This window comes from Foetidibacter luteolus, from assembly GCF_009650435.1.
GTDB lineage: Bacteria > Bacteroidota > Bacteroidia > Chitinophagales > Chitinophagaceae > Foetidibacter > Foetidibacter luteolus.
Map to the genome: position 1 here is coordinate 58696 of NZ_VVIP01000078.1, position 24784 is coordinate 83479.

The 24784-nt window shown below is 46.1% G+C and carries 20 protein-coding genes; 10 read left to right on the forward strand and 10 right to left on the reverse strand.

Annotation, left to right across the window (positions count from 1 at the left end):
• Nucleotides 1-56 precede the first annotated feature (56 nt).
• Entirely contained in the window at nt 57-626 is a 570-nt protein-coding gene (locus F0364_RS24370; RefSeq protein WP_153800430.1) for a thymidine kinase, read from the forward strand.
• 561 nt (nt 627-1187) lie between these two features.
• A complete protein-coding gene (locus F0364_RS24375) occupies nt 1188-3365 on the forward strand; it encodes a carbohydrate binding family 9 domain-containing protein (protein ID WP_235921243.1) in 2178 nt (725 codons plus the stop codon).
• A 437-nt stretch (nt 3366-3802) separates the two neighbouring features.
• Here the strand turns inward: F0364_RS24375 and F0364_RS24380 are convergent, their stop codons facing one another.
• From F0364_RS24380 to F0364_RS24395, 4 genes are read right to left on the reverse strand one after another with little or no spacing between them, the layout of a single operon-like run.
• Nucleotides 3803-4906 carry a sensor histidine kinase gene (locus F0364_RS24380; RefSeq protein WP_153800431.1) on the reverse strand — a complete coding sequence of 368 codons (1104 nt, stop codon included), beginning with the start codon at nt 4904-4906 and terminating at the stop codon, nt 3803-3805.
• A gap of 12 nt (nt 4907-4918) precedes the next feature.
• On the reverse strand, nt 4919-5506 hold the full coding sequence (locus tag F0364_RS24385; protein WP_153800432.1) for a chemotaxis protein CheB: 588 nt from the start codon (nt 5504-5506) through the stop codon (nt 4919-4921).
• A gap of 5 nt (nt 5507-5511) precedes the next feature.
• Nucleotides 5512-6339: a CheR family methyltransferase gene (locus tag F0364_RS24390; RefSeq protein WP_153800433.1), complete on the reverse strand. Its 828-nt coding sequence runs from the start codon at nt 6337-6339 to the stop codon at nt 5512-5514.
• Nucleotides 6340-6343: 4 nt separating this feature from the next.
• The gene (locus F0364_RS24395) at nt 6344-9802 is read right to left on the reverse strand and encodes a hybrid sensor histidine kinase/response regulator (RefSeq protein ID WP_153800434.1); all 3459 of its coding nucleotides are present in this window, start codon (nt 9800-9802) and stop codon (nt 6344-6346) included.
• 263 nt (nt 9803-10065) lie between these two features.
• On the opposite strand from F0364_RS24395, the gene F0364_RS24400 reads away from it, so the two are divergent.
• A complete protein-coding gene (locus tag F0364_RS24400) occupies nt 10066-10290 on the forward strand; it encodes a hypothetical protein (RefSeq protein WP_153800435.1) in 225 nt (74 codons plus the stop codon).
• 187 nt (nt 10291-10477) lie between these two features.
• Here F0364_RS24400 and F0364_RS24405 read toward each other — a convergent pair whose 3' ends face one another.
• Nucleotides 10478-11017, reverse strand: coding sequence for a DUF2911 domain-containing protein (locus F0364_RS24405; RefSeq protein ID WP_207632859.1), 540 nt, complete (start codon nt 11015-11017; stop codon nt 10478-10480).
• A gap of 156 nt (nt 11018-11173) precedes the next feature.
• Between F0364_RS24405 and F0364_RS24410 the strand changes: the two genes are divergently transcribed.
• The gene (locus tag F0364_RS24410; RefSeq protein ID WP_153800437.1) at nt 11174-12304 is read left to right on the forward strand and encodes a PfkB family carbohydrate kinase; all 1131 of its coding nucleotides are present in this window, start codon (nt 11174-11176) and stop codon (nt 12302-12304) included.
• Nucleotides 12305-12412: 108 nt separating this feature from the next.
• Here F0364_RS24410 and F0364_RS24415 read toward each other — a convergent pair whose 3' ends face one another.
• From F0364_RS24415 to F0364_RS24430, 4 genes are all read right to left on the reverse strand, one after another.
• The gene (locus F0364_RS24415) at nt 12413-13306 is read right to left on the reverse strand and encodes a DUF4349 domain-containing protein (RefSeq protein WP_153800438.1); all 894 of its coding nucleotides are present in this window, start codon (nt 13304-13306) and stop codon (nt 12413-12415) included.
• A gap of 32 nt (nt 13307-13338) precedes the next feature.
• Nucleotides 13339-14940: a vWA domain-containing protein gene (locus F0364_RS24420; protein WP_153800439.1), complete on the reverse strand. Its 1602-nt coding sequence runs from the start codon at nt 14938-14940 to the stop codon at nt 13339-13341.
• Nucleotides 14941-15093: 153 nt separating this feature from the next.
• Nucleotides 15094-15537 (reverse strand): DUF5004 domain-containing protein, encoded by a 444-nt coding sequence (locus F0364_RS24425; protein ID WP_207632860.1) that lies wholly within the window; start codon nt 15535-15537, stop codon nt 15094-15096.
• A gap of 132 nt (nt 15538-15669) precedes the next feature.
• Nucleotides 15670-15900, reverse strand: a complete 231-nt coding sequence (locus F0364_RS24430) for a hypothetical protein (RefSeq protein ID WP_153800441.1) — start codon at nt 15898-15900, stop codon at nt 15670-15672.
• A 203-nt stretch (nt 15901-16103) separates the two neighbouring features.
• Here F0364_RS24430 and tgt point away from each other — a divergent pair, with 203 nt between their 5' ends.
• The 4 genes from tgt (at nt 16104) to F0364_RS24450 (ending at nt 19255) form a co-directional block, all read left to right on the forward strand.
• Complete coding sequence (gene tgt, locus F0364_RS24435; protein WP_153800442.1) at nt 16104-17243, forward strand: tRNA guanosine(34) transglycosylase Tgt; 1140 nt, start codon at nt 16104-16106, stop codon at nt 17241-17243.
• A 295-nt stretch (nt 17244-17538) separates the two neighbouring features.
• Nucleotides 17539-18063 carry a hypothetical protein gene (locus tag F0364_RS24440; protein ID WP_153800443.1) on the forward strand — a complete coding sequence of 175 codons (525 nt, stop codon included), beginning with the start codon at nt 17539-17541 and terminating at the stop codon, nt 18061-18063.
• 4 nt (nt 18064-18067) lie between these two features.
• Nucleotides 18068-18238 (forward strand): hypothetical protein, encoded by a 171-nt coding sequence (locus F0364_RS24445; protein ID WP_153800444.1) that lies wholly within the window; start codon nt 18068-18070, stop codon nt 18236-18238.
• A 132-nt stretch (nt 18239-18370) separates the two neighbouring features.
• Nucleotides 18371-19255, forward strand: a complete 885-nt coding sequence (locus F0364_RS24450) for a hypothetical protein (protein WP_153800445.1) — start codon at nt 18371-18373, stop codon at nt 19253-19255.
• 23 nt (nt 19256-19278) lie between these two features.
• Here F0364_RS24450 and F0364_RS24455 read toward each other — a convergent pair whose 3' ends face one another.
• A complete protein-coding gene (locus F0364_RS24455; protein ID WP_153800446.1) occupies nt 19279-20418 on the reverse strand; it encodes a BamA/TamA family outer membrane protein in 1140 nt (379 codons plus the stop codon).
• Nucleotides 20419-21952: 1534 nt separating this feature from the next.
• Here F0364_RS24455 and F0364_RS24460 point away from each other — a divergent pair.
• Together F0364_RS24460 and F0364_RS24465 are read left to right on the forward strand one after the other, a co-directional pair.
• Complete coding sequence (locus tag F0364_RS24460) at nt 21953-22423, forward strand: (2Fe-2S)-binding protein (protein ID WP_153800447.1); 471 nt, start codon at nt 21953-21955, stop codon at nt 22421-22423.
• A gap of 23 nt (nt 22424-22446) precedes the next feature.
• Nucleotides 22447-24636 carry a xanthine dehydrogenase family protein molybdopterin-binding subunit gene (locus tag F0364_RS24465; protein ID WP_153800448.1) on the forward strand — a complete coding sequence of 730 codons (2190 nt, stop codon included), beginning with the start codon at nt 22447-22449 and terminating at the stop codon, nt 24634-24636.
• The last annotated feature ends 148 nt before the right edge of the window (nt 24637-24784 follow it).

Sequence of the window (24784 nt, forward strand, 5' to 3'; positions counted from 1 at the left end):
AAGTAATCAGTTAAAGTTACAAAGGTTTTTCTGCACAAATATTAAGATTTAGAAAAATGTTTATTGAGCCTAATATCAGTGGCGAACGCCGGGGATGGATTGAAGTTATCTGTGGTTCTATGTTCAGCGGTAAAACCGAAGAGCTTATCCGACGCCTTAAAAGGGCCCGCATCGCCAACCTTAAAACTGAGATTTTTAAACCAGCCATAGATACCCGTTACCACGAAACCAATGTGGTTAGCCACGACGCCAATATTATTCCATCCACGCCGGTTGAAAACTCGCAAACCATTCTTTTGCTGGCCCAGGAAGTGGAAGTAATCGGCATTGACGAGGCCCAGTTCTTTGACGCTGAAATTATTCATGTTTGTGAAATTTTAGCTTTGAGAGGAATAAGGGTGATCGTTGCCGGACTTGATATGGATTTTAAAGGCAAACCCTTTGGGCCAATGCCTCAACTGTTGGCAATTGCTGACTTTATTACCAAACTGCATGCCATTTGTGTAAAGTGTGGCAATATAGCCAGCATTTCTTACCGCAAACAAATGCAGGAAGGGCTGGTGGTTTTAGGCGAAAAAGACATGTATGAACCCCGGTGCAGAAAATGTTACCACGATAAAATATAGGGGAAGCGGGTGAGGGGTAAAAAATTAAGTACGAGATACGAAGTACGAAGTACTTAATTTAAACAGGTCTTTTCTTTGCTAACAGTATATTTTCGCATTTTCACATAAAATGGTGCATGCAAATAAAAGTACGAGATACGAAGTACGAAGTACTTGAATTAAACAGCCCTTTTCTTTGCCGACAGCATCTTTTCACTACTATTCGCACTTTCACATAAAACGGTGCATGCAAATAAAAGTACTTCGTACTTCACCCTTCGTACTTTGTTTTGGGGGTGCCCCCAAGCTGCGCAAGGGGTCGGGCTTTCCGCTATTACTCCGCCACAGGAGCTGGGCTGCGACGGCTTCAGCGGGGTAACCGCTTCAATCCCTCACCCGAAAGTGTAACAGGCTGCTTCCTTTGCAGGCAGGTTCTCCTGTTGCTGACACGGAACATTAAACAAAAGAACTTTGAACATAGTTCCCGTGGCTTTATTAAAAATTAGCCTGTGCCTACCCAACCGGTTTGACTGTTTTCAGTTACCTTGCCTGTTTACAATGGCCCCGGTAAAACCACCTGCTTTGAAACACCTTATTGCCGTTTGCATCTTTTCGCTTGCTGTAGTTGTATTGCCTGCGCAAAAAAAGAACGCCGCTTTTGAGATGAACATACACCGTTCCACATCGGCCATCAGTATTGACGGCAACGCAAACGAACCAGCATGGCAAACAGCATCAACCGTATCAGACTTTTACATGATACTGCCCATGGATACCAGTAAAGCGCAGGTACGTACAGATGTAAGCATGACTTACGACAGCACCAACCTGTATATGCTGGTTACCTGCTTTAATGTAGGCAAAGGCCCGCTGATGGTAGAATCTCTGCGCCGCGATTTTAACTTTGGCAAGAATGATAACTTCCTCGTTTTTATAGACCCTTTTGAAGACCAGACTACGGGCTTTTCCTTTGGCGCCAATGCTTTTGGCGCCCAGTGGGATGGCACTATGTACGAAGGCGGCAAGGTTGACCTTAACTGGGACAATAAGTGGGTATCTGCCGTAAAAAATTACAGCGACAGGTGGGTATTTGAGGCAGCGATACCCTTTAAAACCATCCGCTACAAAAAAAATGCTACCCGCTGGGGCATTAACTTTAGCCGTAACGATTTAAAGACAACCGAAAAATCAAGCTGGGCGCCTGTGCCAAGGCAGTTTCCTTCGGCAGCGCTTGCTTATACCGGCACCCTTGTTTGGGATGAACCGCCGCCTGCGCCGCGTTCCAACATTTCAGTTATACCTTACGTATTGGCCAGCGCCGCCAAAAACTACAACACCGGGGCCAAAACAAATACCAATACAGATGTGGGTGTCGATGCCAAGATATCCCTGGGCTCTGCGTTGAACTTAGACCTTACGGTTAACCCGGATTTCTCACAGGTGGAAGTTGATAAGCAGGTAACCAACCTCAGCCGCTTTGAGCTGTTCTTCCCCGAACGGCGGCAGTTCTTTTTAGAAAACGGCGACCTGTTTGCCAATTTTGGCTATGCGGATATACGGCCCTTTTTCTCACGCCGTATCGGCCTTACCGCGCCCATTAATGCCGGCGCCAGGCTTAGCGGCAAGCTGGATAAAAACTGGCGCATCGGGCTAATGGACATGCGTACAGGCAGCGTTGGGGAGACGGCGCTGCCGGCACAAAACTTCGCTGTGCTTTCGCTACAGCGCAAACTGTTTAAACGCTCTAATATTGGGTTTATTTACGTTGATAAATCATCCATCAATTATCATCCTTCCGCACAGGACAGTGCCAAGGGCGTTTATTCAGCTTACAACCGTAACCTGGGGCTTGAGTATAACCTTGCCTCATCCAACAACCTTTGGAATGGCAAAGCTTTATTCCTGAAATCTTTTAACCCGTTTGCAACAACGGGTACCGTTACACATGCGGCCCACCTGCAATACAGCAGCCGCCGCTGGCTGGTAATGGGCCAATACCAGTATGTAGGCAAAAACTACAATGCAGAAGCAGGCTATGTGCCGCGCCGTGGATACATTAAACTAAACCCGCAGGTAGCTTATTTTATGTTCCCCAAAGGCGGCCCCATTCTTAGCCATGGACCGCAATACCTGGCCAACTGGTACTACAACACCAGCTTTCGCTCTACTGATCACCAGAACACACTGTCTTACCTGGTTACCTTTCGCCGCAAAAACACACTTAATGTACTGGCCCAGCACGATTTTGTGCAACTGCTTAACCCGTTTGACCCTACCAATTCCGGCAAGGATTCTTTGCTTACCGGCAGCAGGCATTCCTTCAATACCATCGGCTTTGATTACATAAGCGAACCGCAACAACTGCTTACCTACGCCGCAGGCATGCGCTACGGCGGCTATTATGCTGATGGCTGGCTGTTTACCAGTACCGCTGAAGTGGGCTACCGTTTTCAGCCATTTGTAAACATTACCATGAATGCCAGCTACAACCGCCTGGCCTTACCGCAGCCCTGGAACAAAAGAGAATTCTGGCTGGTTGGCCCCCGCATTGATGTAACTTTTACCAATAAAATTTTCTTTACCACTTACGTGCAGTACAACCAGCAGCAGGATAATATCAACATTAACACCCGCTTTCAATGGCGTTACAAACCAGCGTCTGACCTGTTTCTTGTGTACACGGACAACTATTTTCCCGCGCCTGTCGCGGTTAAAACCCGTGCCTTTGTGCTAAAGTTTAACTACTGGTGGAATATTTGAGAAGTGTGTTAAGTACGAAGTACTTGTGATATGTTAGATGTTTGATGTGGGATGTACGATGTAGTTGAGCAGGTATGCCTGTCTCTGCCGCCTTTGGCGCCAGAGACATTAACCAGGCAACGTACCGGTACTATTCTCTATTATTTTCAAACAAACAAATCTTGCACCTACACCTTAAAACAGGTTAGCCTGCTGATGTATGTCTCTGGCACTGCGTGGCAGAGACGGATGCTCCGTAACTCGTACTTACGAAATGAGGTTACAACGGCTGCTATCTTTCCCCAGGTGCGTGTCTCCACGCACATGCCTATCCGGGGCTGAAAAGATGCCACGAAAAACCAGGCGATGAAAGGATTGCGACGCAACGATGCCCGCCATGAAATACTGTAGCTGGTATCTAAAAGAAAAGGATTGTAATGTAAACGGTTGGGGTAAAGTTATTTGCTCCACTCAAAGAAAAAAGTGCTGCCTTCGCCATAATTGGATTCTACCCATATTTTGCCGCCCTGCTCTTCTACCAGCATTTTTAGGATATTAAGACCAATGCCGGTAGCAGATTCCCTTGTGGGCTGGTTGTTGGTTACATGAAAAAGTTTGAAGATGCTGTCCTGGTCTTTTTCGGGAATGCCGGCGCCATTGTCTTTTACATAGAACTCGTGAAAGGAAGGCCTGTCGTTATAACCTACCTGTATATGGCCCTGGGCTTTGTTGTTGTATTTAATGGCATTGCCCAGCAGGTTTTGGAACACCTGCTGCAGTTTTAATTTTCGGGTATATATAACCGGCAGGTCATCGTTAACAGATATGGTAATATGTTTTGGCGGAAATAGCAGGTAAGCCGTTTGTAATACCAGTTCCTGCACATCCACCTCTTCAATAGTTTGCTGAGACATGCTTTTGCGGGAGTAATCCAGTATAGAACCTATCATGCCGGAAAGATGCAGGGACGCCTGGGACAGCATCTCTATTTTTGACTGCAGTTCGTTATCTTTTAAAATGCGGTGGTCTTCTTCCAGCAGCGAGAGCATGGTAATAATGGAAGACAGGGGCGACTTAATGTCATGCGAAACGATGTAAACAAAACGCTCAAGTTGCTTGTTTACTTTTTCTACTTCATTAACCGTATGTTTTAGCTCGCCCTGGTAAAAATAGAGGCGCTCAAATACGTTTACTTTGGCTTTGGTAACATTTATATCAAGTGGCTTTTGCAGGTAGTCAACCGCTCCGTATTCAAACCCTTTAAGCACATACTGTTCTTCTTTATTGATTGCCGTTACGAATATGATGGAGATATCGCGGGTTTTGGAATTTGACTTCAGCAGTTTGGCCACTTCGAAACCGTCCATATCCGGCATCTGCACATCCAGCATGATAAGGCCGATGTTTTCGTGCTTCAGCACCAGTTTTAAAGCTTCGTTGCCGGAGCGGGCTTTTAAAAAAATTCGGTTTTCCTGGTTCAAAATTTCTTCCAGCGATACCAGGTTCTCTTCTCTGTCATCAACCAGCAACACTGTAAACTCTTTATTTGCCGAGGTTAGCATATTTATATTGGATTAGATTTTAGCTGAAAGCCCGTTTAAAACTACTGCAATCTTTTCAGGTGATAAAATGAGCGCCTTTGTATTTATGTTAAGCGCCGCCTGCGGCATTGTGGCATACTCGCAGGTAGCGGGGCTTTGAACAATAGCGGTGCCTCCATGCCTGCTTACCGAAAGCAGCCCCGATGCACCATCGCTGTTAGCGCCACTTAACAGCACGCCTGTTACATTTTCCTGGTAAACAGAAGCCACGCTTTGCATGGTAATGTTTATGGAGGGCCTGCTGTAGTCCACCAGTTCCGAATAATCAAGCCCAAAGCAGCCATTTTCTTCCACCAGCAGGTGGTAGTTCCTGGGTGCGAGGTAAATGTAACCGGGTTGTATGTTTTCTTTGTCTTCCGGCTCTTTTATCTTATCCCGCCCCAGGGCCATTGACAGCAGTTTATCAATCTCACTTTCCACATTACGCAGCCTGTGCAATACAATAATGATGGGAATAGAAAACCCGGGGCTCAGCCTTTTCAGCACACTTACCAAAGGAGTATAGCTGCCCGCCGACCCCCCCATCACCACAATATGCCCGCTGTTAACTTCTTCGCCCATGCTTTTTATGTTTTACGCCTGAATATTTTAGATGCCGCATCAACCGTTTCAAATTTCCATCTTACATCCGTAAAAAGCAACGACTCCTTAATGCCCAGCGCCAGGTAGCCCCCGGAGGGCAGGCTGTCGTAAAAAAGGTGCATTACCCTGTTTTGCAGTTCTTTTTCAAAATAAATCATCACATTCCTGCATAACACCAGTTGAAATTCGTTGAACGCGTAATCTGTAACCAGGTTATGCTGGGAAAACACAATGTTTTTCCTCAATTCTTTTTTTATGAGCACATTATCGTAACGGGCGGTGTAATAAGATGAAAAGTCTTGCCGGCCACCGGATAAATGATAGTTCTGAATATATTCCTTCATGGCTGTTAAGGGGATAATTCCTTTTTTTGCCTGGTCAAGATTTTTGGGGTTGATGTCCGTTGCATAGATGATAGAGCGGCTTAAAAGGCCTGCTTCCTCAAGCAGTATGCACATGGAAAACACTTCCTCTCCTGTGGCGCAGCCGGCGTGCCATATTTTAATAACCGGGTAGGTAGCAAGAGCGGGCAATACTTTCTCCCGCAGGCCCCTGTAAAAAGACGGGTCCCTGAACATTTCGGTTACGTTAACCGTTACGTTTTCCAGGAAAAAAGCAAAGAACTCTTTATTGTTAACCAGGTTGTACTTAAAATCGTAAAAAGAAGCTACGCCCGCCACCTCAAAAAAGCGCAGTACACGCCTTACAAAGGAGGCTTTAGAGTACTGGGAAAAATCGTAACCATAGCGGTACAATACAAGTTCCTGCAGTTCCTTCAGTTCATCATTGCTGATATTTTTTTCTTCAGTCATTTGGTTAAGCAATCCATACGCACATGAGAGATAACAGTTTACTTACATCTACCGGTTTGCTGATATAATCAGAAGCGCCGGCCTCGATACACTTTTCCTTATCCCCCGTCATGGCTTTGGCTGTTAAAGCTATTACCGGCAGTTTATTTAACTGCAGCTCGTTCCTTATTTTACGCATAGCTTCGTAACCATCCATTTCGGGCATCATTATATCCATCAGCACAATATCAATATCCTTATTTTCCTTAAGCTGCTCAAGGGCATCCCGGCCATCGCTGGCCGTAATAACGTGCATTTTCTGCTCTTCAAAAACACTGCTTAAAGCAAAAAGGTTACGCATGTCATCATCTACCAGCAGCACTTTTTTATTGTACAGCTTAGCGTCTACGCCTGTAACGGGGGCAGCCGTATGTTTTGCTACCGGCCTTCTTTTCTGCTGCTGTATTTTGTACAGGAAAAGCTCCAGTTCATTCATCAACCGCTCTTTTGAAAGATCCGCATCATGAATGATTACATCAGACATCTTTTTAAACTCCAGCTCATCCGCAGGAGACAGCGGCGCATCAATGTACAGTATAACAGGTATTTTGTGCTGGCCTATTTTGCTGTCAAGTTTTTTAAGGGTAAACCTGGCCGCGTTAACATTGGCTCCGGCATCTGCCACTATGCAATCGTACTCGATATGCTCCAGTGCAATCAGGGCACTTTCTACTGTATCCATATAATCGCACACCACACCATTAAAGCGCTCCTGTACAAGATTTCGAAAAACATCATTACTCAAATAATCGCCTGATAACACCAGTATTCTCTTAACACCGTTCTTAAGGGTTTTACCTATCTGGCTAAACACATCATCCAGTTGCTGGCGGGTTACCGGCTTTTGCAGGTAAGCCATTACATTCTTACTAAGCGTTTTACCCACATCTTCAGAAGCAGATATTACATGCACGGGTATGTTGGCCAGCGCATCATCCTGCTTAAAAATTTTAAGCAGGCTAAACCCGTCAATTACAGGCAGGTGCAAATCCAGTATAATGGCGGCAGGCTTGTATTTTCTTGCCAGCATCAGGCCTTCATCGCCCTGCAGGGCTACCAACACTTTAAAGTTCTTTTCCCTCGCAAAATCGGCCAGTATGGAAGCGAATTCTTTGTCATCCTCCACAATCAGCAGCGTTTTATCGCTGTCTTCTATGTCTGCCCTGTCGTCATTGGCTGTTAAGGCAGGCAGTTGCGTTATTAGCGGCTCCTGCACTGTTTCTTCCTTTAAATCAATGGCCGGTGCATCAGTTCCTACGACTTCAGCAGGGCCGTTAAGCGGCAGGTAAACAGAAAATGTGCTGCCTTTTCCTTCTTCGCTATGAAGGTGCAACTCGCCGCCAAGTATCTTAACCAGTTCCCGGCAAATGGAAAGCCCAAGCCCGGTTCCGCCATACTTGCGATTGGTTGAGCCATCAGCCTGCTGGAATGCCTCAAATATTACCTGCTGCTTTTCCTTTGCAATACCAATGCCGTTGTCTTTAACATTTATACATACCAGCCGGTCGTATTTTTTTAAAGATTCATTGGTTAAAAAGGCGGGTGTTGCGCCGCAACCAAATACCAGTTTAATCTTACCACCGGCAGCAGTAAATTTAAAGGCGTTTGATAAAAGGTTCTTCAATATCTGTTCCAGCTTTTGTTTATCTGTTTGTATAGTTTCCGGGGCAGTTTCATCAATTTCGGCTGTAAAATTTATTTTCTTTTCAGATGCAACTACCTTAAACAACTGGCTTATATCGTAATCCACGTCTTTTAAAGCCACAGTCTCTACCTGTAAGTTGCTTTTGCCGGCTTCTATTTTAGACAGGTCAAGAATATCATTGATCAGTTCCAGCAAGTCAGAACCTGATTTATGGATAATTTTTGTGTATTCAACCTGTTTATCTGTGAGGTTGCTGCTTTTATTTTCGGAAAGCAGTTTGGCCAATATTAAAATACTGTTGAGCGGTGTACGCAGTTCATGAGACATGTTGGCCAAAAACTCAGATTTGTACTTGCCTGCAATCTCCAGTTCCTTCGCCTTAAGGCTAAGATCCTGGCGGGCCAGCTCCACCGCTTCGTTCTTCTCTTCCAGTTCGGCATTTATCTGCCGCAGTTCTTCTTCCCTTACTTTCAACTCTTCCTCTGATGCCGTTAATATTTCTGTTTGGCTGGTAAGTTCTTCGTTGGCCTGCCTAAGCTCTTCCTGCTGGTTTATTAAAATATGGCTTTGTTCCTGTACCTGCTCCAGCAGGCGGGCCACCCTTTCGTTAGACTGGGCGGAATTAATAGCAACAGCAATACTGTTAGCTGCCATTTCCAGGAAGTTTACCTGTTGCCTGTTAAAGCCGTTGAAAGAGCCCAACTCAATCACGGCTTCCACTTGCCCTTTGTATTCCACAGGTAAAAAAGCCAACTGCCCCGAAACACTATCCCCCAATGCTGACTGCAGCCGCCAGTAATTGGCGGGTATATCCTTAGCTATATACAGTTTTCTTTGCGAAATGGCATGGGCTATCAGTCCACTATTGTTACTATTGTGTTCGCTGGAAATTTTGCCGCTTACGCCCAATGTAGTTAACAACCTGTGCTTGTCTGTTGGCTCCTCAACAATGTACAAGGCCGCCGCCGGCAAACCCAGATATTGCGTAAGCGATTTAAGCAAGCCATCGCCTAAACCAGCAAGCGTATTGCTGCCCTGCAAGGCATTGTTCAGTTCTGCCAATCCTGTAAGCAGCCAGTTTTTTTGAACGCTTTCCGTATTCAGTTGTTCCAGTTCCGCAAAGCTTTCTGTTAATTGTATTTCAGCAAACTTGCGGCGTTTAAATTCATTCCGTATCACATACATCAAACCAGTCACAATACCCAGCACTACAATCATACCGCCTATCAGCACCATGTTTACCAAGTTAGATGACTGGTTGCTCTTGGCTTTTCTTGTTACCAGCAGCTTGTTTTCGTTAACAGCAAGCTTATCGGTTAGCTCTCTAAGTTCGTTAAGGTTCTTTTCGTCGGTAAGCAATATGCTACTGATAGTTTCCCTGGAAGGAAAAACCAGGGGCGCTGCAGCGTTGTTCCTTGCTGCAACAAACTCGTCAAAAACAAGTTCCATGCTGTCCACAATTTTAACCTGGCCAGGGTTATCCGTCATCATCCGGCGCAGGTCCCGCATTTGGGTGGCAATCCTTTTTTCAAGTTTTTTATAACGGCTCAACGCACCGGTATCGGCAGTTATGCTGTAAGCCCTGGCATTGCTGCGCAGCATTAGTATATTAAGCTGAAGCTGCTTAATGTGGTTAACTACTTCGTGGGTATGCTCTACCCAGTCGGCTTCTTTTTTTTGGTTTTCTGATGTCTTATAGGTTGTGGCAGTAATAAAGGCCAGCAGCAATATGGATACCGCAAAGCCGATGTATAGCTGCCTGTTAAAGGAAACTTTCATGCAAAAGGATATATGAATTATTGAATTTATAGCATAAAGGCAAATGTACGCAGCAACACCAATTAAAATTTGGCTTACGCGTTCAAAATAAATGGATTATTGCAGGTTGGGCGATAAAATACAGGTATTTATGGCCGGGCTGAAGCACCGCTATTTAGCCTAGTTGTGTCACTTGTACGCCATAACATTATTGAGCAACAAATACAGCCCCTCGCAGCATTGTGCATCATAACTTATCCAAACTGTCTTGTATTTTTGGCCTTATGACGGAATACATCATCAATGTAACTGAAATTGAAGAGCTGCAAATGACAAAAGACATCAATGCACTCAACAGCATTTTTCAAAAAGCACGAAGCGTGGTGGTGGGCGGCGGCGTCATCAGGCTGGTGAGAAAAAGTACTACAGGCGGCATACAACCATTTGATGAACTTTCAAACGAGGAGCAGCTTAAGACCTATAAAAAACAGGTATTTAAATACTTGTAAAGCCGCATCAACCACCGGAGGCGGTTTACAATAATACCCGCTTAAATGCCGCCCATTGAACTGAACGATGAATCCCGAAGTTTCGGGACGACGCGGCCAGGCTTCCATGAAATACCGCAGCCCGGTCCATAAAAAAAGTCCGGGGCACGTAGTGCTCCCGGACTTTTAAAGAAATAATACAGGTTAATTATTTAGCGGGCAATTCCATGGTAACAGGAAAAGATACATAAGTGCTGTCCCATATAAGTTCAACATTGCAACTGGCATCTTTCATATCCCCAAACATAATGCTGAATGTTTCTACCGAAAAAGGAAGGCCTTCGGGCTTTGCCTTAACACGTACCACATCCTGGTCTTCCTTATAAGCGTCAGGACTGGTAACATCCAGTTGTTTGGTAATAATAATCGTCCATTCTCCTTCCTGGGGTATGGTAAGCAAACCGTACTTTCCGGCGGGAATTTTTGTGCCGCCAACCGTAACATCGCTGCCAAAAGTAATCGTGGTTGCAGCGTTTGCACCGGTGCGCCATACTTTGCCATAAGGAACAAGTTCTCCAAAAACCTTGCGCCCCTTAACACCTGGCCTTGAATAAGAAAGCTCAATAGTGGAAAGGCCAAAATTTTGTTTTACCACCTGCGTAGGCGAAGGCTGAGGGCCACGTTGCTGGCCATAGCTATTGAACGCAAAAATGGCAAGTGCAGCTAAAACGGCTAATCTTTTTTTCATAGTAAACAATTTTAGAATAATAATTTGTTGTTGGATACAGTAAAGAATTTTACCGGCTAAAGATATAACCTCACCGCATGCCACACAACTATTCATGTTTAATTATGATTATTTCTTAGCAGCCGCTTAGTACCTTAGCCAACTTTATTATTGCGTATGAACCAATTAACGCTTGCCAGCCACTTAACAGCTTTAGGAAAAGAGTTGCGCCAGAAAGAACCGCTGCTAACAACTAAAACCGTTACCGCGGGGTTTGATGGTTTTGTTGATACCATTGTGAAAATTATAGCGTCTAAAACTCCGGACGGGCAACCTGCCTATTTTAATACGATAGAGGATTTTGGCAAATACATATTGCAAAAATCCGGCGCCAGCTTTAGCCTTGAACAGGAGCAGCTACACATAAAGCTTGGCGGCAATATGCCCATAACAGCTACAGCGCTGGGAAGCCTTGGCATAAACGTAAATTGTATAGGCGCACTGGGCTACCCCGCAATACATAAGGCTTTTAATGATATGCCGAACACCTGCAAACTGTACAGCTTTGCTGAGCCCGGCACCTCTACAGCATGTGAATTTACAGACGGTAAAATGATGATAGCCCAAATGGGCAGCCTGAACAACCTGAACTGGAGTGACATAAAAAATACCATAGGTGAAAAATTGCTGGTTGAACTATACCGCGATGCCCAGCTATGGTGTATGGTAAACTGGAGTGAAATAGATGCGTCAACCGGTATATGGAAAGGGCTTTTGCAGGATGTTATACCGGCAGCATATACCGAACGGGAGAAAAAGGCAGCCTTTTTTGACTTATCGGATTGCTCAAAACGAAGCGCTGAATCTATACAGGAAGCGCTTGACCTTGTGCAGGTATTTTCCGCCTACGCCGGCGTAATAATAAGCCTTAACAGAAATGAGGCAGGTATAGTTTATCAAACATTGTATGGCAGGGATGCGGGGCCGGAAATACAGGATACTGCCCAGGAAATATTCAGCAGGCTAAAGGTTGATATCCTGGTGCTGCATACATCCAAAAAAGCTGTAGTTGTTACAGGCGAAGGCTCCTTTAAAGCGGAAAGCTTTTTTACAGGGCAGCCGGTTATGTCAACCGGCGCCGGTGATAACTTTAATGCCGGCTTTTGTACAGCACAATTATTGCAACTGGATGCACATTCATCCCTGTTGCTGGCTAACGCTGTTTCCGGGTATTATGTACGTACCGGCCATAGCCCGCAATTAATGGATGTATTGAATTTTCTGGACATGGCCATTGGTAAACTGTAAAACAGGCCATTGGCGGCGCCTTTGCAAAGCAGCATTATCACTTACCGTTACACTTGTGCCTGCAAAGGCGCTATGGCCGGGATATTGGGTTGAAAAAGGGGCTGCCATTTATTTGGCACGTACGGTACCGCGGCTCCTCCACCTGCGGAAATAGAAATACAGGATAACGCCGGCAAGCATAAAGGGCCATACAGATATGGCAAACAGAACAAGGTTTACCAATACGGAAGCACCGGTTTTAAATGCTTCTCCTATTTGCTTTGCAAAGCCAGGTTGGCTGTCTTTTTCACTGCCACCATTAATGTACTGGTAATAGGAAAGGTTAATGGTGCTGTAAGCAGCCGCATGGGTTAGGTATTCTACCCTGCCGCTGGCGGCTTCCAGGTTTTCCTGTATCTCGTTAATTTCATTTTGCACCTGCAGTATCTCTTCCATGTTTTTGGCCTGCTTCAGCAACTCAAGGTAACGGGCCCTTACCTGCTTCTTTGCTTCAATGCGGGCCCTGGTATCTACCACTTCGCCGGTTACATCGTCAGACGAGATATTTTTTTCCAGCAGCTTTATACCTTCGCCACCCAGTGTATTCACCAGGTTGTCAAACTGGTCAACAGGAACTTTAATCACCAGGTCGTTTTGAATGCGGTAGTCATTTTCCTGTTGGTTTTCCTGGGCTATATAAGCGCCATAAGATTTAAGCCGACCGTGCATTACGGCATTAAAGGCATTGTAATCTTCAAGCTCAAGCGTAACCTTTGCTGTTTTAATGATCTTCTTGTCCCAATCCGGCTTTACAGGCTGGCCGGCCTGCAACACCGGGGCCGGTGCGGCAACGGTGGTTGTATCCGTAGCCATCAATCCAGCGTTAAATGATGCGCTTTTTTCTTCTGGTTTGGCGTCTGCCATTTCAACATCATTCACCAATTGTACCGCTTCCTTTTCGTTCCCTGGCCTGCAGGATATCAATAACAGCGCCGTGTATACGGCAAGCATTAACTGTTTCATAGATGATGGTTTTATTTATTAAAAACGGGCTATTAGTTTTTGCTGATGTCTTTTGCAACTGATAATGCGGATGCAGTTTCTGCCAAACGGATAAATTCGCTGCGGTAGCCATCGTCGTCGTTGCCGCGGGCACTTTTCGCCAGTGACATTACCTGGCTAAATGAGGCGGACTGGCGGTACGCTGAACGGCGTAATAGCAAGCCGAATTCGGCCACAGCCGCAGAAAAGCGGAAGTTTTCTGAAGCATCTTCAAATGCAGCATCAGTTGCAGCAACGGTTTTTGTCATCAGGTTGCTTACATCTCCGTCGGGCGCTTTGTATCTCAGCTTTATCGTCATCATTTCATCGCTGTAATTATCCTTTACTGCTTCCGGTTGTTGGTATTTAAGTTCGTCAACTTTGCCGGAGTATTCATCTGCAACGCCTGCCGGGATTACCTCATACAAAGCTGTAACCGTATGGCCGGCGCCAATTTCTCCCGCATCTTTCTTATCATCGTTAAAATCTTCTTTGCTCAGCATGCGGTTTTCATAGCCAATCAGCCTGTATGATTTTACATGAAGGGGGTTAAACTCAACCTGCAGCTTAACATCCTTTGCTATGGCAAATAGGGTTCCGCCAAACTCATTCACCAACACTTTCCTGGCTTCGTCGCTATTGTCTATGTAAGCGTGGTTACCGTTACCCTTATCTGCTAACTGCTGCATTTTGTTGTCTTTGTAGTATCCCATGCCGTAGCCAAGCACGGTTAAAAACACGCCACTTTTCCGCTCTTCTTCTATCAATGCTACCAGTTCATCTTCACTGCTAACGCCAACATTAAAATCTCCATCCGTAGCCAGGATAACCCTGTTATTGCCTTCTTTAATAAAGTGTTCTTTCGCTACCCGGTAAGCCAGCCTGATGCCTTCCCCGCCAGCGGTAGGGCCGCCTGCCTGCACCGCTTCAACAGCAGCATTTATCTTACGTTTTTCAGAGCCCTTTACAGATGGCAATACCAGGCCTGCGCTACCGGCATACACTACAATCGCAACCCTGTCTTCATTCCGTAACTGGGTTGCAAGCATTTTAAGGGATGATTGTACCAGCGGCAGCTTATTTGGCTCATCCATAGAACCCGAAACATCCACCAGGAAAACCAGGTTGGCGGGCGGCAGGTTTTCTTTTTCAATCTCCCTGCCTTTTAACCCTATATGAATAAGTTTATGTTCGGGGTTCCAGGGGCAGGAAGCGGTTTCTGTATTAACGGAAAACGGCACTCCTTCACCTGGCTGGGAGTAGCTGTAATTGAAATAGTTGATCATTTCTTCTATTCTTACAGCACCACGCGGCGGCAGTAAACCGCCTTGTAGGTAACGGCGCACATTGCTGTAAGCAGCCCTGTCAACATCAACAGAAAAAGTGGAAAGGGGTTGCTTTAAAGCCGTTACAAATGGGTTTTCAACAATATTATCGTACTCTTCTGTGTTGTAGGCTTTATTGCTTTCCTCTTTAATTTCCGCAACGTTGTTTTCACGAATGCGGTGTAAGTCGGCTTCAGCAAAATGATGTTCAGTGGAATGGCTGCCCGTATTGCAGGCGGCAAACAGGCAGGTAAAGGCAACAGCAATTATGCTGTATATGAATACTTTCATAACAGTGGTTTTAAAGGGGCTTCATTTTCTTAGCCTGCCTTGCAGGCATGCTGTGTACAACACAGGTGTAGTATAAGAAAGAAGCCTGTTAATTTGAATGTGATGGGATAAAGATGCGCCGGAGAAAAAATTACACAAGCAGCGCAGGGATAATTACAAACTGTCCTTTTTGCGTAGCCTGATAACGGCACTGTCAGCAGGTTCAAAAATTTCAAATGTACTGTCTGTAATGGCTTTTATTTGCAAGGGCTTAAATACGGAATCTTCTTTTACATACAGCGTTTGGCTGGATGAATCAACATAATAGGTTCCGGAATCTGCAATGGCGCCGCCGGCATAAATGCGGTAGCTGCTGTCTGTATTAAACTCAATGCCCAGGCTGTCATGGTAAGAGGCAAAAAGGGTGGTAATCCAATCCGTGGTATCGGCATCAGGTAACGGTACGGTATCTTTCTTTTCCGTTATGGTAACAAATCCCCATTTGCCTACCAGCGCTTTAGATGTATCATCTTTTTTAGAACCTGAAAACAGTGTACAGGATGAATAAATAACTGCAGTAGCGGCAAGCATAGTTGCAGCAAAGTTTTTGGGTTTCATTCGAGTATTTTTTGTGTTGAAAAATGATGCAGGCCTGCAGCTATTCATTACACGAATATGGTTTTTGTAACCATTCAATTTAGTTAAAAGAAAGCAAAGAAAACATTCAACACATTCAATAAACGGTAAGGTTCAGCAATCATAGAATACTGCCGACTTAATACTGCTTACGGTTGACGGATATTTTTTTTCAAATTCAACATCCGTTCTCCACTCACCTTCTACATCCACAAAAAAATTCAGGTTGGCAAACCCCTGGATAATCTTTTGCGGCACAACCAATACTGTGCTTTTTATGGCATCAGTAAAAAGGGTTACGGTGGCATACATTACCTGCCCGGTGTGTACAAACTGAATCGTCATAGTATGTTATTTTAAAAATTAAAGGGAAAGAAGGATTGAAAACTTTTAAAGGAAGGTTTGAAGAAGGGAGCAATGCAATTTAACCATAATCGGGCTGAAACGGGATTAAAATTTTACCTCTTATGCCACACCCGCTGTTTGGCTTGCAAAATTTGCTGCCGGTAGCCGCAAGCGGCTATCTTTGCACGCCCTAAAAGGTGTTTATGGCAGCATTACAGTTTCAGTTACAGCATACGGCGCAGGATAGCAAAGCAAGAGCAGGAAAGATAACCACAGATCACGGTGAAATACTTACGCCCATTTTTATGCCCGTAGGCACTGTGGGCAGCGTTAAAGCTGTTACCCAACCCCAGTTGAAATCTGAAATAAATGCGCAGATCATTCTTGGCAACACCTACCACCTGTACCTGCGGCCGGGAATAGAAGTGCTGGAAGCCGCGGGTGGCCTGCACGCCTTTAACGGGTGGGACAGGCCCATACTTACCGACAGCGGGGGCTACCAGGTTTTTTCACTGGCAGAAAACCGTAAGCTTACAGAAGAAGGCGCCCTGTTTCAAAGCCATATTGATGGAAGCAGGCATTTGTTTACAGCGGAAAATGTAATGGATATTCAGCGCAGCATCGGCGCCGACATTATCATGGCTTTTGATGAATGCCCGCCTTACCCCAGCGAATACGCGTACGCCAAAAAAAGCATGGAGCTTACCCACCGCTGGCTTGACAGGTGTTTTAAAAGGCTTTCTGAAACGCCAGGCAAATATGGTTATACGCAAAACCTTTTTCCTATTGTACAGGGCAGCACTTATAAAGATTTAAGGGTGGCTTCAAGCCAGTATGTGGCATCCAAAGAGGCAACGGGCAATGCCATTGGCGGCTTAAGCGTTGGCGAGCCCGAAGAAATGATGTATGAGTTTACAGCGCTGTGCTGCGAAAACCTTCCCTGGCTTAAACCACGTTACCTGATGGGCGTTGGCACACCCTGGAATATACTGGAATGTATAGACCGCGGCATTGATATGTTCGATTGTGTTATGCCCACCCGCAATGGCCGCAACGGCATGCTGTTTACCACCAAAGGTGTCATCAATATCAAAAACAAAAAATGGGCAACCGACTTCTCCCCCATTGACGACGCGTTGCCCGCCGAAACGAGCCAATACTACAGCAAGGCTTACCTGCGCCACCTGTTTGTGGCCAGCGAAATACTGGGCCTGCAACTGGCCAGCATACAGAATTTAAGTTTTTACCTGTGGCTGGTACAACAGGCCCGCGAACACATCATGGCAGGCGATTTCAACTCCTGGAAAAAGTCTTCGGTTGAAATTTTCCGTACGCGTTTGTAGCATTTTTTGTGTCCAGACTAAAGCGCTGCTATGAGGCTTTCGTTGTGTCAGTACCTTGTACTTTATATCTTTACGCGGCAAAAAATGTAGCAATCTGTTTGATAGCAAAGAACTGCAAGTCCACCCTCATTAAAATATATCCAACCAACCGGCAACAGTGCCGTGAAAATCATTTGTGATGCCGGTATTGACTGCTGTAGTGGTTTGATTACCATCTCAAAAATTTTACAATACGCAAGAATAACCACCAACAACCTAACTTGCCAGACAGAATGAGTTTTTGTAAATTCGTAGTGTGAAAAAAAGAAAAGAAACAGGACTTGATTTTAAGATTGATAAACTAACTAACTCAATTGAAAACCTTGCCACGGGTGAAATTTTTGACACAGAAATTGTCAGGTTAACAGAAACGGATGTTAAGCAAATAAAAAGAAACGATTGGCAATTTAATTGGCATAAGGAACTTAAGGACATGAGTAAAGAGGTTTATAAACTGACTACAGTTAACAATCCAACTATTATTCAAGGTTTATTAAGCATTGAGGATAAACAAGACCACATTTTTATGCACCTGATTGAAAGTTCAAAATTCAATAAGGGAAAAATGAAGGTGTATTTAGGGGTTCCGGGAAATTTAGTCGCATATGCCTGTAAAGTTTCGGTGGACAAAGGCTACGAGGGATTTCTTGCTTTTGACGCAAAATCCGCACTAATCAAGCATTACGAACAAACACTTCTTGCAACACACTTTCGTGGGCTTAGGATGTTTATAGAAACAAGTGCCGCTTTGAAACTTATATCACAGTATTTTAAAAGCTAAAAATATGGGACTGGTTAAAGAACCAAAAAATGTAGACTTTTCAGCGAAGTCTGAACCGTGGACAGAAAAAGAGCTTGCAGACTTCAGAAAAGTAATGCAGGAAATCAAAGCCAAAAATGCCAAACGCAAAGAGAATGCTGTGCGGAGAAAATCCAAACAGAAACACCTTGCCTGAGTACCTGTTTTTAAAGGTTTTGCACCTATGCAAGAAGACGCATGCACGAGATTGATTATATCCCAGCCATATCCACACTTGTTAGCATCTTTATAACATAAACAGCCGGGTGCTGACGTTATATTTGTTACAATGAATTACAATCCCGCACAGGACCATTTTGAGTCCAGGAAAAACATGAAAGCGCTGGGTTACACAGCGGCTATCTGCGCAGGCATATTTATGCTGCTGTTTTTTATTAGCTGGACGTTGCCGCAACTGCCGCCACAGGTGCAGGACGAAGGCGTGGAAGTTAACCTGGGCAACAGTGACCAGGGCCTGGGCGATGTGGCCCCCATGATACCGGGAGAACCCACAGAATCTGAAGAAACCAATGTAAACCCTACCACGCCAGTATCGCAACCTGCCCCGGCAGAGGAAGACAATAAACTGGAAGAAGACAATGCAGAAGATGCCACACCGGTAAACCCATCCAAACCAAAAGTAAAACCCAACCCAAAATCAACCACAACACCGGAAATAAAAAAGCCTACACCCAAAGCCACTTTGAATACCACACCTGCCAAACCAAAGCCAAAAGCGGTATATGCCGGTGGTAAAAACACAGGCAACGGCGGCAATGGTGCAGATAGTTATAACGGCGTTCGCAACCAGGGCATTGCCGGTGGTAACGGAGACCAGGGCAAGGCCAACGGCAACCCCAATTCAGACAGCTATACAGGCAATGGCGGCACTGGTAAAAGCGGTGTTAGCATACGCAGCGGTTTAAGCGGCAGAAGGTTTAGTATGCCTTCATTCCAGGATGATTTTAATGAAAATGCTAAAGTAGCTGTAGATATAAAAGTAAGCAGGGAAGGCAGGGTAACAAGTGCCATCATTAACCCACGTGGTACTACAACAACCAACAGCAATATAAAGGCTATCGCACAGCGCAAAGCTTTACAGTTAAAGTTTAATGCAGGCTCTATGGATGAACAATCCGGAACGATTGTATTTAACTTTAAGCTCAGGGATTAAGCACTTATTGTGTCCATCTAATATCAAAAAGCTTCACCGGTATAAAAGTAAAAGCCCGGGCCGTCTTTGGTAAAACCAAGATCGAAGCGCAGGAAAATATCTTTTTTCTTAAACAGCAGGTACCTTAACCCTGCGCCGCCGGATAAACGTGTGTTGTTTAGCTGGAATGCTTTTACCTGCGGTGCAACGGCAGCCATTCCGGCAAAAACAGTAGCGCCAAAACGTTTGCTGAAGCTCAACGGCAGCATACGGTATTCCACTTGTGCGGCAAGCAGGTTTTTATCGCGGTAACGGCCCTGGTAGTAGCCACGCATCATCATATCCCCGCCCATAAGTGCTAACTGGTTAAAAGGCACTTCACCGGTAAGAAAATTACCCAGCACCTGCCAGGCAATCACGTTGTTTTTATGGTAAGGATGGTAAGATCGCACATCCACGTTAATGCTCCTGAAACGGTAATCGCTGCCGATGGAAGGGCCGTATTTCATCCAGCCGATTTCTCCAAAAAGCCCCTTGCGCACATTCAGCACATTGTGCCTGTTATCATACACCAGCGCCAGGCCGGCCCCTATATTGGTAGTGCCGCTGCTGCCTGCCGGTGGCACATGCGGGTTAATTTCCGGCTGGTTAAAATCAACGCTAAAAAGTTGCTGGTAATCTACCTCAGGTCCAAGAAAAAGGTTGGGCTTTATTTTTCTGAGCACCCGCTGCCTGAACAAAATGTAATTGGCATCTACCACAGCAGGGTTTTCGTACGGCGCATCAGGGCCAACGCCATAATACAGCAAGGGAAAACGTTGTATGCGTGTCCTGCCCAGGAAAAACCACTTGTCCTGGTGGCCGTAAATGGCATTGTCAATCCACAAACCATATTGCGCCTTAAAGGTAAAAAAAGTAAAAGCCTGTACTTCGCTAAGGCGGTTCATGCTGTCGTTACGAGCCCTGAAAAGCCAGAGCGATGAAGCGCCCACTTCCAGCCCCGTTTCCGGCGCATAGCCCAACGTAGGGTACACCCTGAAACTTTTTTCAGTTGCGGAAGCAGTATCGTTAAAGAATTTCTTTACCTGCCCGGTAAGCCAACGGGCAGGAGATTGCCCATGAACAAAACCAGCGATACAAACCAATAAAACGGTAGCAACTATTTTCTGAAGTTGATAAAGCATACATTTTCTTTAGTCCCGGAAACATGAGCCGTAAAAACCCGTTAGCGCAGCCTGGCAAAGTTTAGTCTTTACCTATCCGTCAAACAACTGTAATACATTGTTGTTCAATTATTCACGGCAAAAATAAATTATTCAATAATAAGCCAGGGGGCTTAACAGAAGAGCAATAATCTGTAAATGGCTTATAAAGAACGATGAAAGAGGTTTATTACCGGAGAAACGGTAGATGTAGGATAAAATTTTTTGGGGGTGTCCCTCGTACCTCGGGCCGGGCTTTCCGCTCATACTCCGGCACAAGGTCCGGCTGCGATGGCCTCACCGGGGTATCCGCTTCAATCCCTCACCCGACAGCCCGTTGCCGGTTGCAAGTTGCAGGTTACCGGTCTGTTGATGTGTAAGATGATGCTTTTGTTTTGAAGATGCAATCAGGAAAAAGAAACTACCAGGTAGCTGATTGCCAGTTTCTTGATGTGGTGATGTTGATATGGTGTCTTGAAGTTTGCCCGAAGGGCATTAATAACAATAGACACGGGTGAAACCCGTGGTAAAAGCAAGTACCCGTTCAACAACCCTGCAAGGGTTGAATATACACAAGCGTTCAACCCCTGCAGGGTTGGATTGTCATGCCGCAAGTAACCCCGGTTTTCAACCGGGGCTATTATAAGTAAAGCCTTTCAGGCTTTTGCATAGCTTTTCTGCAAAATGGTCGGATGTAAGGCACAAGGTTTTACAAGCTTATGTAAATCAATATCATTTAGTTAAGAACCTAATGTCGGGTTGAGTTTCGAAACTTCGGGATCGAAACCGTTTTATGTGCCTGCTTTTCACGCATCCCGGCCTTCGATTCCGAAGTCTCCGAATTCAGGCTGACATCCTTAATTAAACGGCATTGATAGCTTGATGATTATTTTTTACACAGCCAACCTTAAAGCTCCGTAGGAGCGATATGTTAGTAGCAGGCAGACAGACACGGCCTGTTTGTAAAGCCTCGTAGAGGCGATATGTTCAGCAGGCTTTTGCAACAATGCCTGCTAACCATCCATCACGCGGTTACACATCATCCTGCTTAACATATCGCACCTACGGCGCTCTCTTCACATAGGGTTGTCCTTACCTACTAACATGCCGCCTCTACGAGGCTTTGTTGTTTGATGTTCTTTTGTTCAACGTTAATGTTAGCGGCTTTGCCGATATGCGGAACCTGCATTTCATCATCCCCAAGTAACAACAAACACTCACCCAATCAACAGACCGGTAACCTGCAACTGGTAACCGGCAACCGTCTTTCGGGTGAGGGATTGAAGCGGCTACCCCGGTGAGGCCATCGCAGCAGGGCCTTGTGCCGGAGTAATAGCGGAAAGCCCGACCCCTTGCGCAGCTTGGGGGCACCCCCAACACCTTTTATTTTATACCATAACGGCATTGCGATTTGCTTCCTTACATTTTAACAGCCAACTATGGTTTTGGCATTGTAAATTCAGGCTTCATTTTTGTGCCACTGATTGTTTATTGTACGCCATTAACAACTCATAATATGCCAGACCAGCTAACCCTGCACATCAACGGTAAAGAGCAAGAGGTGAATGCTTTACCAGATACGCCACTTTTGTATGTACTGAGGAACAACCTGCAGTTAAATGGCCCTAAGTATGGCTGCGGTATTGAACGTTGCGGCAGTTGCATGGTGCTGCTGAATGGCAAAGCCGCACCATCTTGCCGCATTCCCTGCAGTAACGCTGCACATTTTACCATTACCACACTGGAATCTCTCGGCAACGCAGAAAACCTGCACCCTATACAAAAAGCTTTTATTGAGCACCAGGCAGCACAGTGCGGCTATTGCATGAACGGGATGATTATGTGCGCCAAAGCACTGCTGGAAGAAAACAGCAACCCCACCGATACGCAGATAAGGCAGGCTTTGCAACGGGTGCTTTGCCGCTGCGGCAGCCATAGCCGTATTATTGCCGCGGTTAAAAGCGCAGCGGCAGCCATGAAACAATAACACACTTATCCAAAAACAGTTTTATGCAACCTACAGGCACTACCGCACTACATCAATATTCAAGAAGGCTGTTTCTCAAGAACACCGGTTGCCTGGTAATAGGCTTTACTCTGCTGCATACACCCGGCAAAGCAAGCTGTACCATATACGAGGAGCAGCTTGCCCCGGCCAATACGGCTGATGCGTGGATAAGGATTGATGAAGACGGCACCATTAGCGTACTTACCGGAAAAACAGAGCTGGGCCAGGGTGTACGCACGGCCCTGATGCAAATGGCAGCGGAAGAGCTGGATGTAGATATGAAACGCATGAACATTGTTATTGCCGATACCGGCCTTACACCGGATGAACGCTATACGGCGGGCAGCGCCTCGATAGAGTCCAGCGGGAGGTCTATACGGCTTGCTGCCGCAGCGGCAAGGTTGCATTTACTTAAACAGGCTGCCAGTCAGCTAAATGTGCCGGTGGACAGGCTGCAGGTAACCGACGGAACAATTTCAGCAGACGGCAATGGCGCCGCAGTCACCTACTGGCAACTGCTGAAGGGTAAAAAACTGGAGCTGGATGTGGATGAGAAAGTGGCGGTAAAGCCACCATCGGCCTACACCATTGTGGGCAAGCCTTTGCCCAGGAAAGACATAACGGCTATGGCCACCGCCCAGCCATTTTACCTGCAGGACATGCGGATGCCCGGCATGCTGCATGCCAGGATTTTGCGGCCGCCATCGTACAATGCCCGGCTGCTATCCCTGCCGGCCGCCGGTACGCTGCAGGGCATTACAAAGCTGGTACGCAATGGCAATTTTGTAGCCGTTATAGCACAGGAAGAATATGATGCGGTTAGGGCACTGGATAAATTGCGGAAAGAAACCACCTGGGAAATGCCTGATATATTGCCGTTCCAAAATAATTTGATGGATGACATGCTGAAAAGCAACGGCGAAGTGGAGACCGTAGTTGCCGACCCTGCTGCGGAAACAGCACTGGGCAGCGCTGCCATACAACATGAAGCATTGTACACAAAACCTTATGTTATACACGGATCCATAGGTCCATCCTGTGCTTTGGCCCTGTTTGAAAACGGGAACCTGCGGGTATGGTCTCATACGCAGGGTGTTTACCCGCTAAGGGCCACTCTTTCTAACCTTACGGGTTTGGCCGAAGATAAAATAAGGATAACAGCGGTGCCGGGCTCCGGCTGCTATGGCCACAATGGCGCTGATGATGCCGGGGCCGACGCGGCTTTGCTGGCTATGGAAATGCCGGGCACACCGGTAAAGCTGCAATGGATGCGGGAAGATGAACACCGTTGGGAGCCTTACGGCACAGCCATGGCCCTTAAGCTAAAAGGCGGTGTAACCAAGGATGGCAAAATAAGCGGCATTGTTACAGAAATCTGGTCTGGCACGCACAGCACCAGGCCCGGCGGCAAAGCAGGCTATTTCCTGGCAGGCAGGCATTTGGAGAAACCATTTTCCTTTGTGCCCGGCAAGTTTTCGGGGGGAAGTTACCGCAATGCGGTACCCCTGTACAATACGCCTAAAAAAGTACTGCTGCACAATTATACCGGCCCGTTGCGTACCTCTGCCTTGCGCAGCCTGGGCGCTTATGGTAACATATTCGCCCTGGAATCTTTTATTGACGAGCTGGCCGCCAAAGCGGGCATTGACCCGCTCAGTTTCCGCCTGCAAAACCTTATTGACGAGCGGGCCATCGCGGTATTGAAAGCCGTTACCGATAAAACCGGCTGGCAGCAATACAGGCACAGCAAAACCAATGCCCTGGGGCTGGCCTTTGCGCAATACAAAAACGAGGCATCTTACTTTGCGGTAGTGGCAGAAGTGGCGATAAATAGCGATGGCGGCAGCATACATGTTAAAAAGCTTACCGGCGCCATAGATGCCGGCCAGGTGATTAACCCGGATGGCGTTATTAACCAGACCGAAGGGGGAATGATACAATCCGCAAGCTGGACGCTGATGGAGCAGGTAAAGTATGGCCCCAAACAAATTGAAACCAACAGTTGGGAAACCTATCCCATATTGCGGTTTCCTGAAGTGCCTGAAACCGAAGTAATTGTTCTTGACCACCCCGAACTGGAACCCCTCGGCGCCGGTGAAGCAGCACAGGGACCGGTATCCGCAGCTATTGCCAACGCCGTTTTCAGGGCAACCGGCAAAAGGCTTAGAAACCTACCGCTGCAACCGGTGTGAATACAGAACAAGGAATTGAATATCGAACAAGGAACAAGGAATGTTGAATGACGAAGTGGAACCGCGCAATCACCAAATGAATATCGAACAGGGAACAAGGAATGTTGAATAAAGTGGAACAGCCCCTCCACTCACCACTCACCAAGTG

Bases quoted from the DNA above. Each gene is read 5' to 3' on its own strand.
- F0364_RS24420 (WP_153800439.1), bottom strand. From the start codon at position 14,940: ATGAAAGTATTCATATACAGCATAATTGCTGTTGCCTTTACCTGCCTG.
- F0364_RS24465 (WP_153800448.1), top strand. From the start codon at position 22,447: ATGCAACCTACAGGCACTACCGCACTACATCAATATTCAAGAAGGCTG.
- F0364_RS24460 (WP_153800447.1), top strand. From the start codon at position 21,953: ATGCCAGACCAGCTAACCCTGCACATCAACGGTAAAGAGCAAGAGGTG.
- F0364_RS24445 (WP_153800444.1), top strand. From the start codon at position 18,068: ATGGGACTGGTTAAAGAACCAAAAAATGTAGACTTTTCAGCGAAGTCT.
- F0364_RS24430 (WP_153800441.1), bottom strand. From the start codon at position 15,900: ATGACGATTCAGTTTGTACACACCGGGCAGGTAATGTATGCCACCGTA.
- F0364_RS24405 (WP_207632859.1), bottom strand. From the start codon at position 11,017: ATGAAAAAAAGATTAGCCGTTTTAGCTGCACTTGCCATTTTTGCGTTC.
- tgt (WP_153800442.1), top strand. From the start codon at position 16,104: ATGGCAGCATTACAGTTTCAGTTACAGCATACGGCGCAGGATAGCAAA.
- F0364_RS24400 (WP_153800435.1), top strand. From the start codon at position 10,066: ATGACGGAATACATCATCAATGTAACTGAAATTGAAGAGCTGCAAATG.
- F0364_RS24385 (WP_153800432.1), bottom strand. From the start codon at position 5,506: ATGGGCGAAGAAGTTAACAGCGGGCATATTGTGGTGATGGGGGGGTCG.
- F0364_RS24415 (WP_153800438.1), bottom strand. From the start codon at position 13,306: ATGAAACAGTTAATGCTTGCCGTATACACGGCGCTGTTATTGATATCC.
- F0364_RS24425 (WP_207632860.1), bottom strand. From the start codon at position 15,537: ATGAAACCCAAAAACTTTGCTGCAACTATGCTTGCCGCTACTGCAGTT.
- F0364_RS24390 (WP_153800433.1), bottom strand. From the start codon at position 6,339: ATGACTGAAGAAAAAAATATCAGCAATGATGAACTGAAGGAACTGCAG.
- F0364_RS24455 (WP_153800446.1), bottom strand. From the start codon at position 20,418: ATGCTTTATCAACTTCAGAAAATAGTTGCTACCGTTTTATTGGTTTGT.
- F0364_RS24410 (WP_153800437.1), top strand. From the start codon at position 11,174: ATGAACCAATTAACGCTTGCCAGCCACTTAACAGCTTTAGGAAAAGAG.
- F0364_RS24450 (WP_153800445.1), top strand. From the start codon at position 18,371: ATGAATTACAATCCCGCACAGGACCATTTTGAGTCCAGGAAAAACATG.
- F0364_RS24370 (WP_153800430.1), top strand. From the start codon at position 57: ATGTTTATTGAGCCTAATATCAGTGGCGAACGCCGGGGATGGATTGAA.
- F0364_RS24380 (WP_153800431.1), bottom strand. From the start codon at position 4,906: ATGCTAACCTCGGCAAATAAAGAGTTTACAGTGTTGCTGGTTGATGAC.
- F0364_RS24395 (WP_153800434.1), bottom strand. From the start codon at position 9,802: ATGAAAGTTTCCTTTAACAGGCAGCTATACATCGGCTTTGCGGTATCC.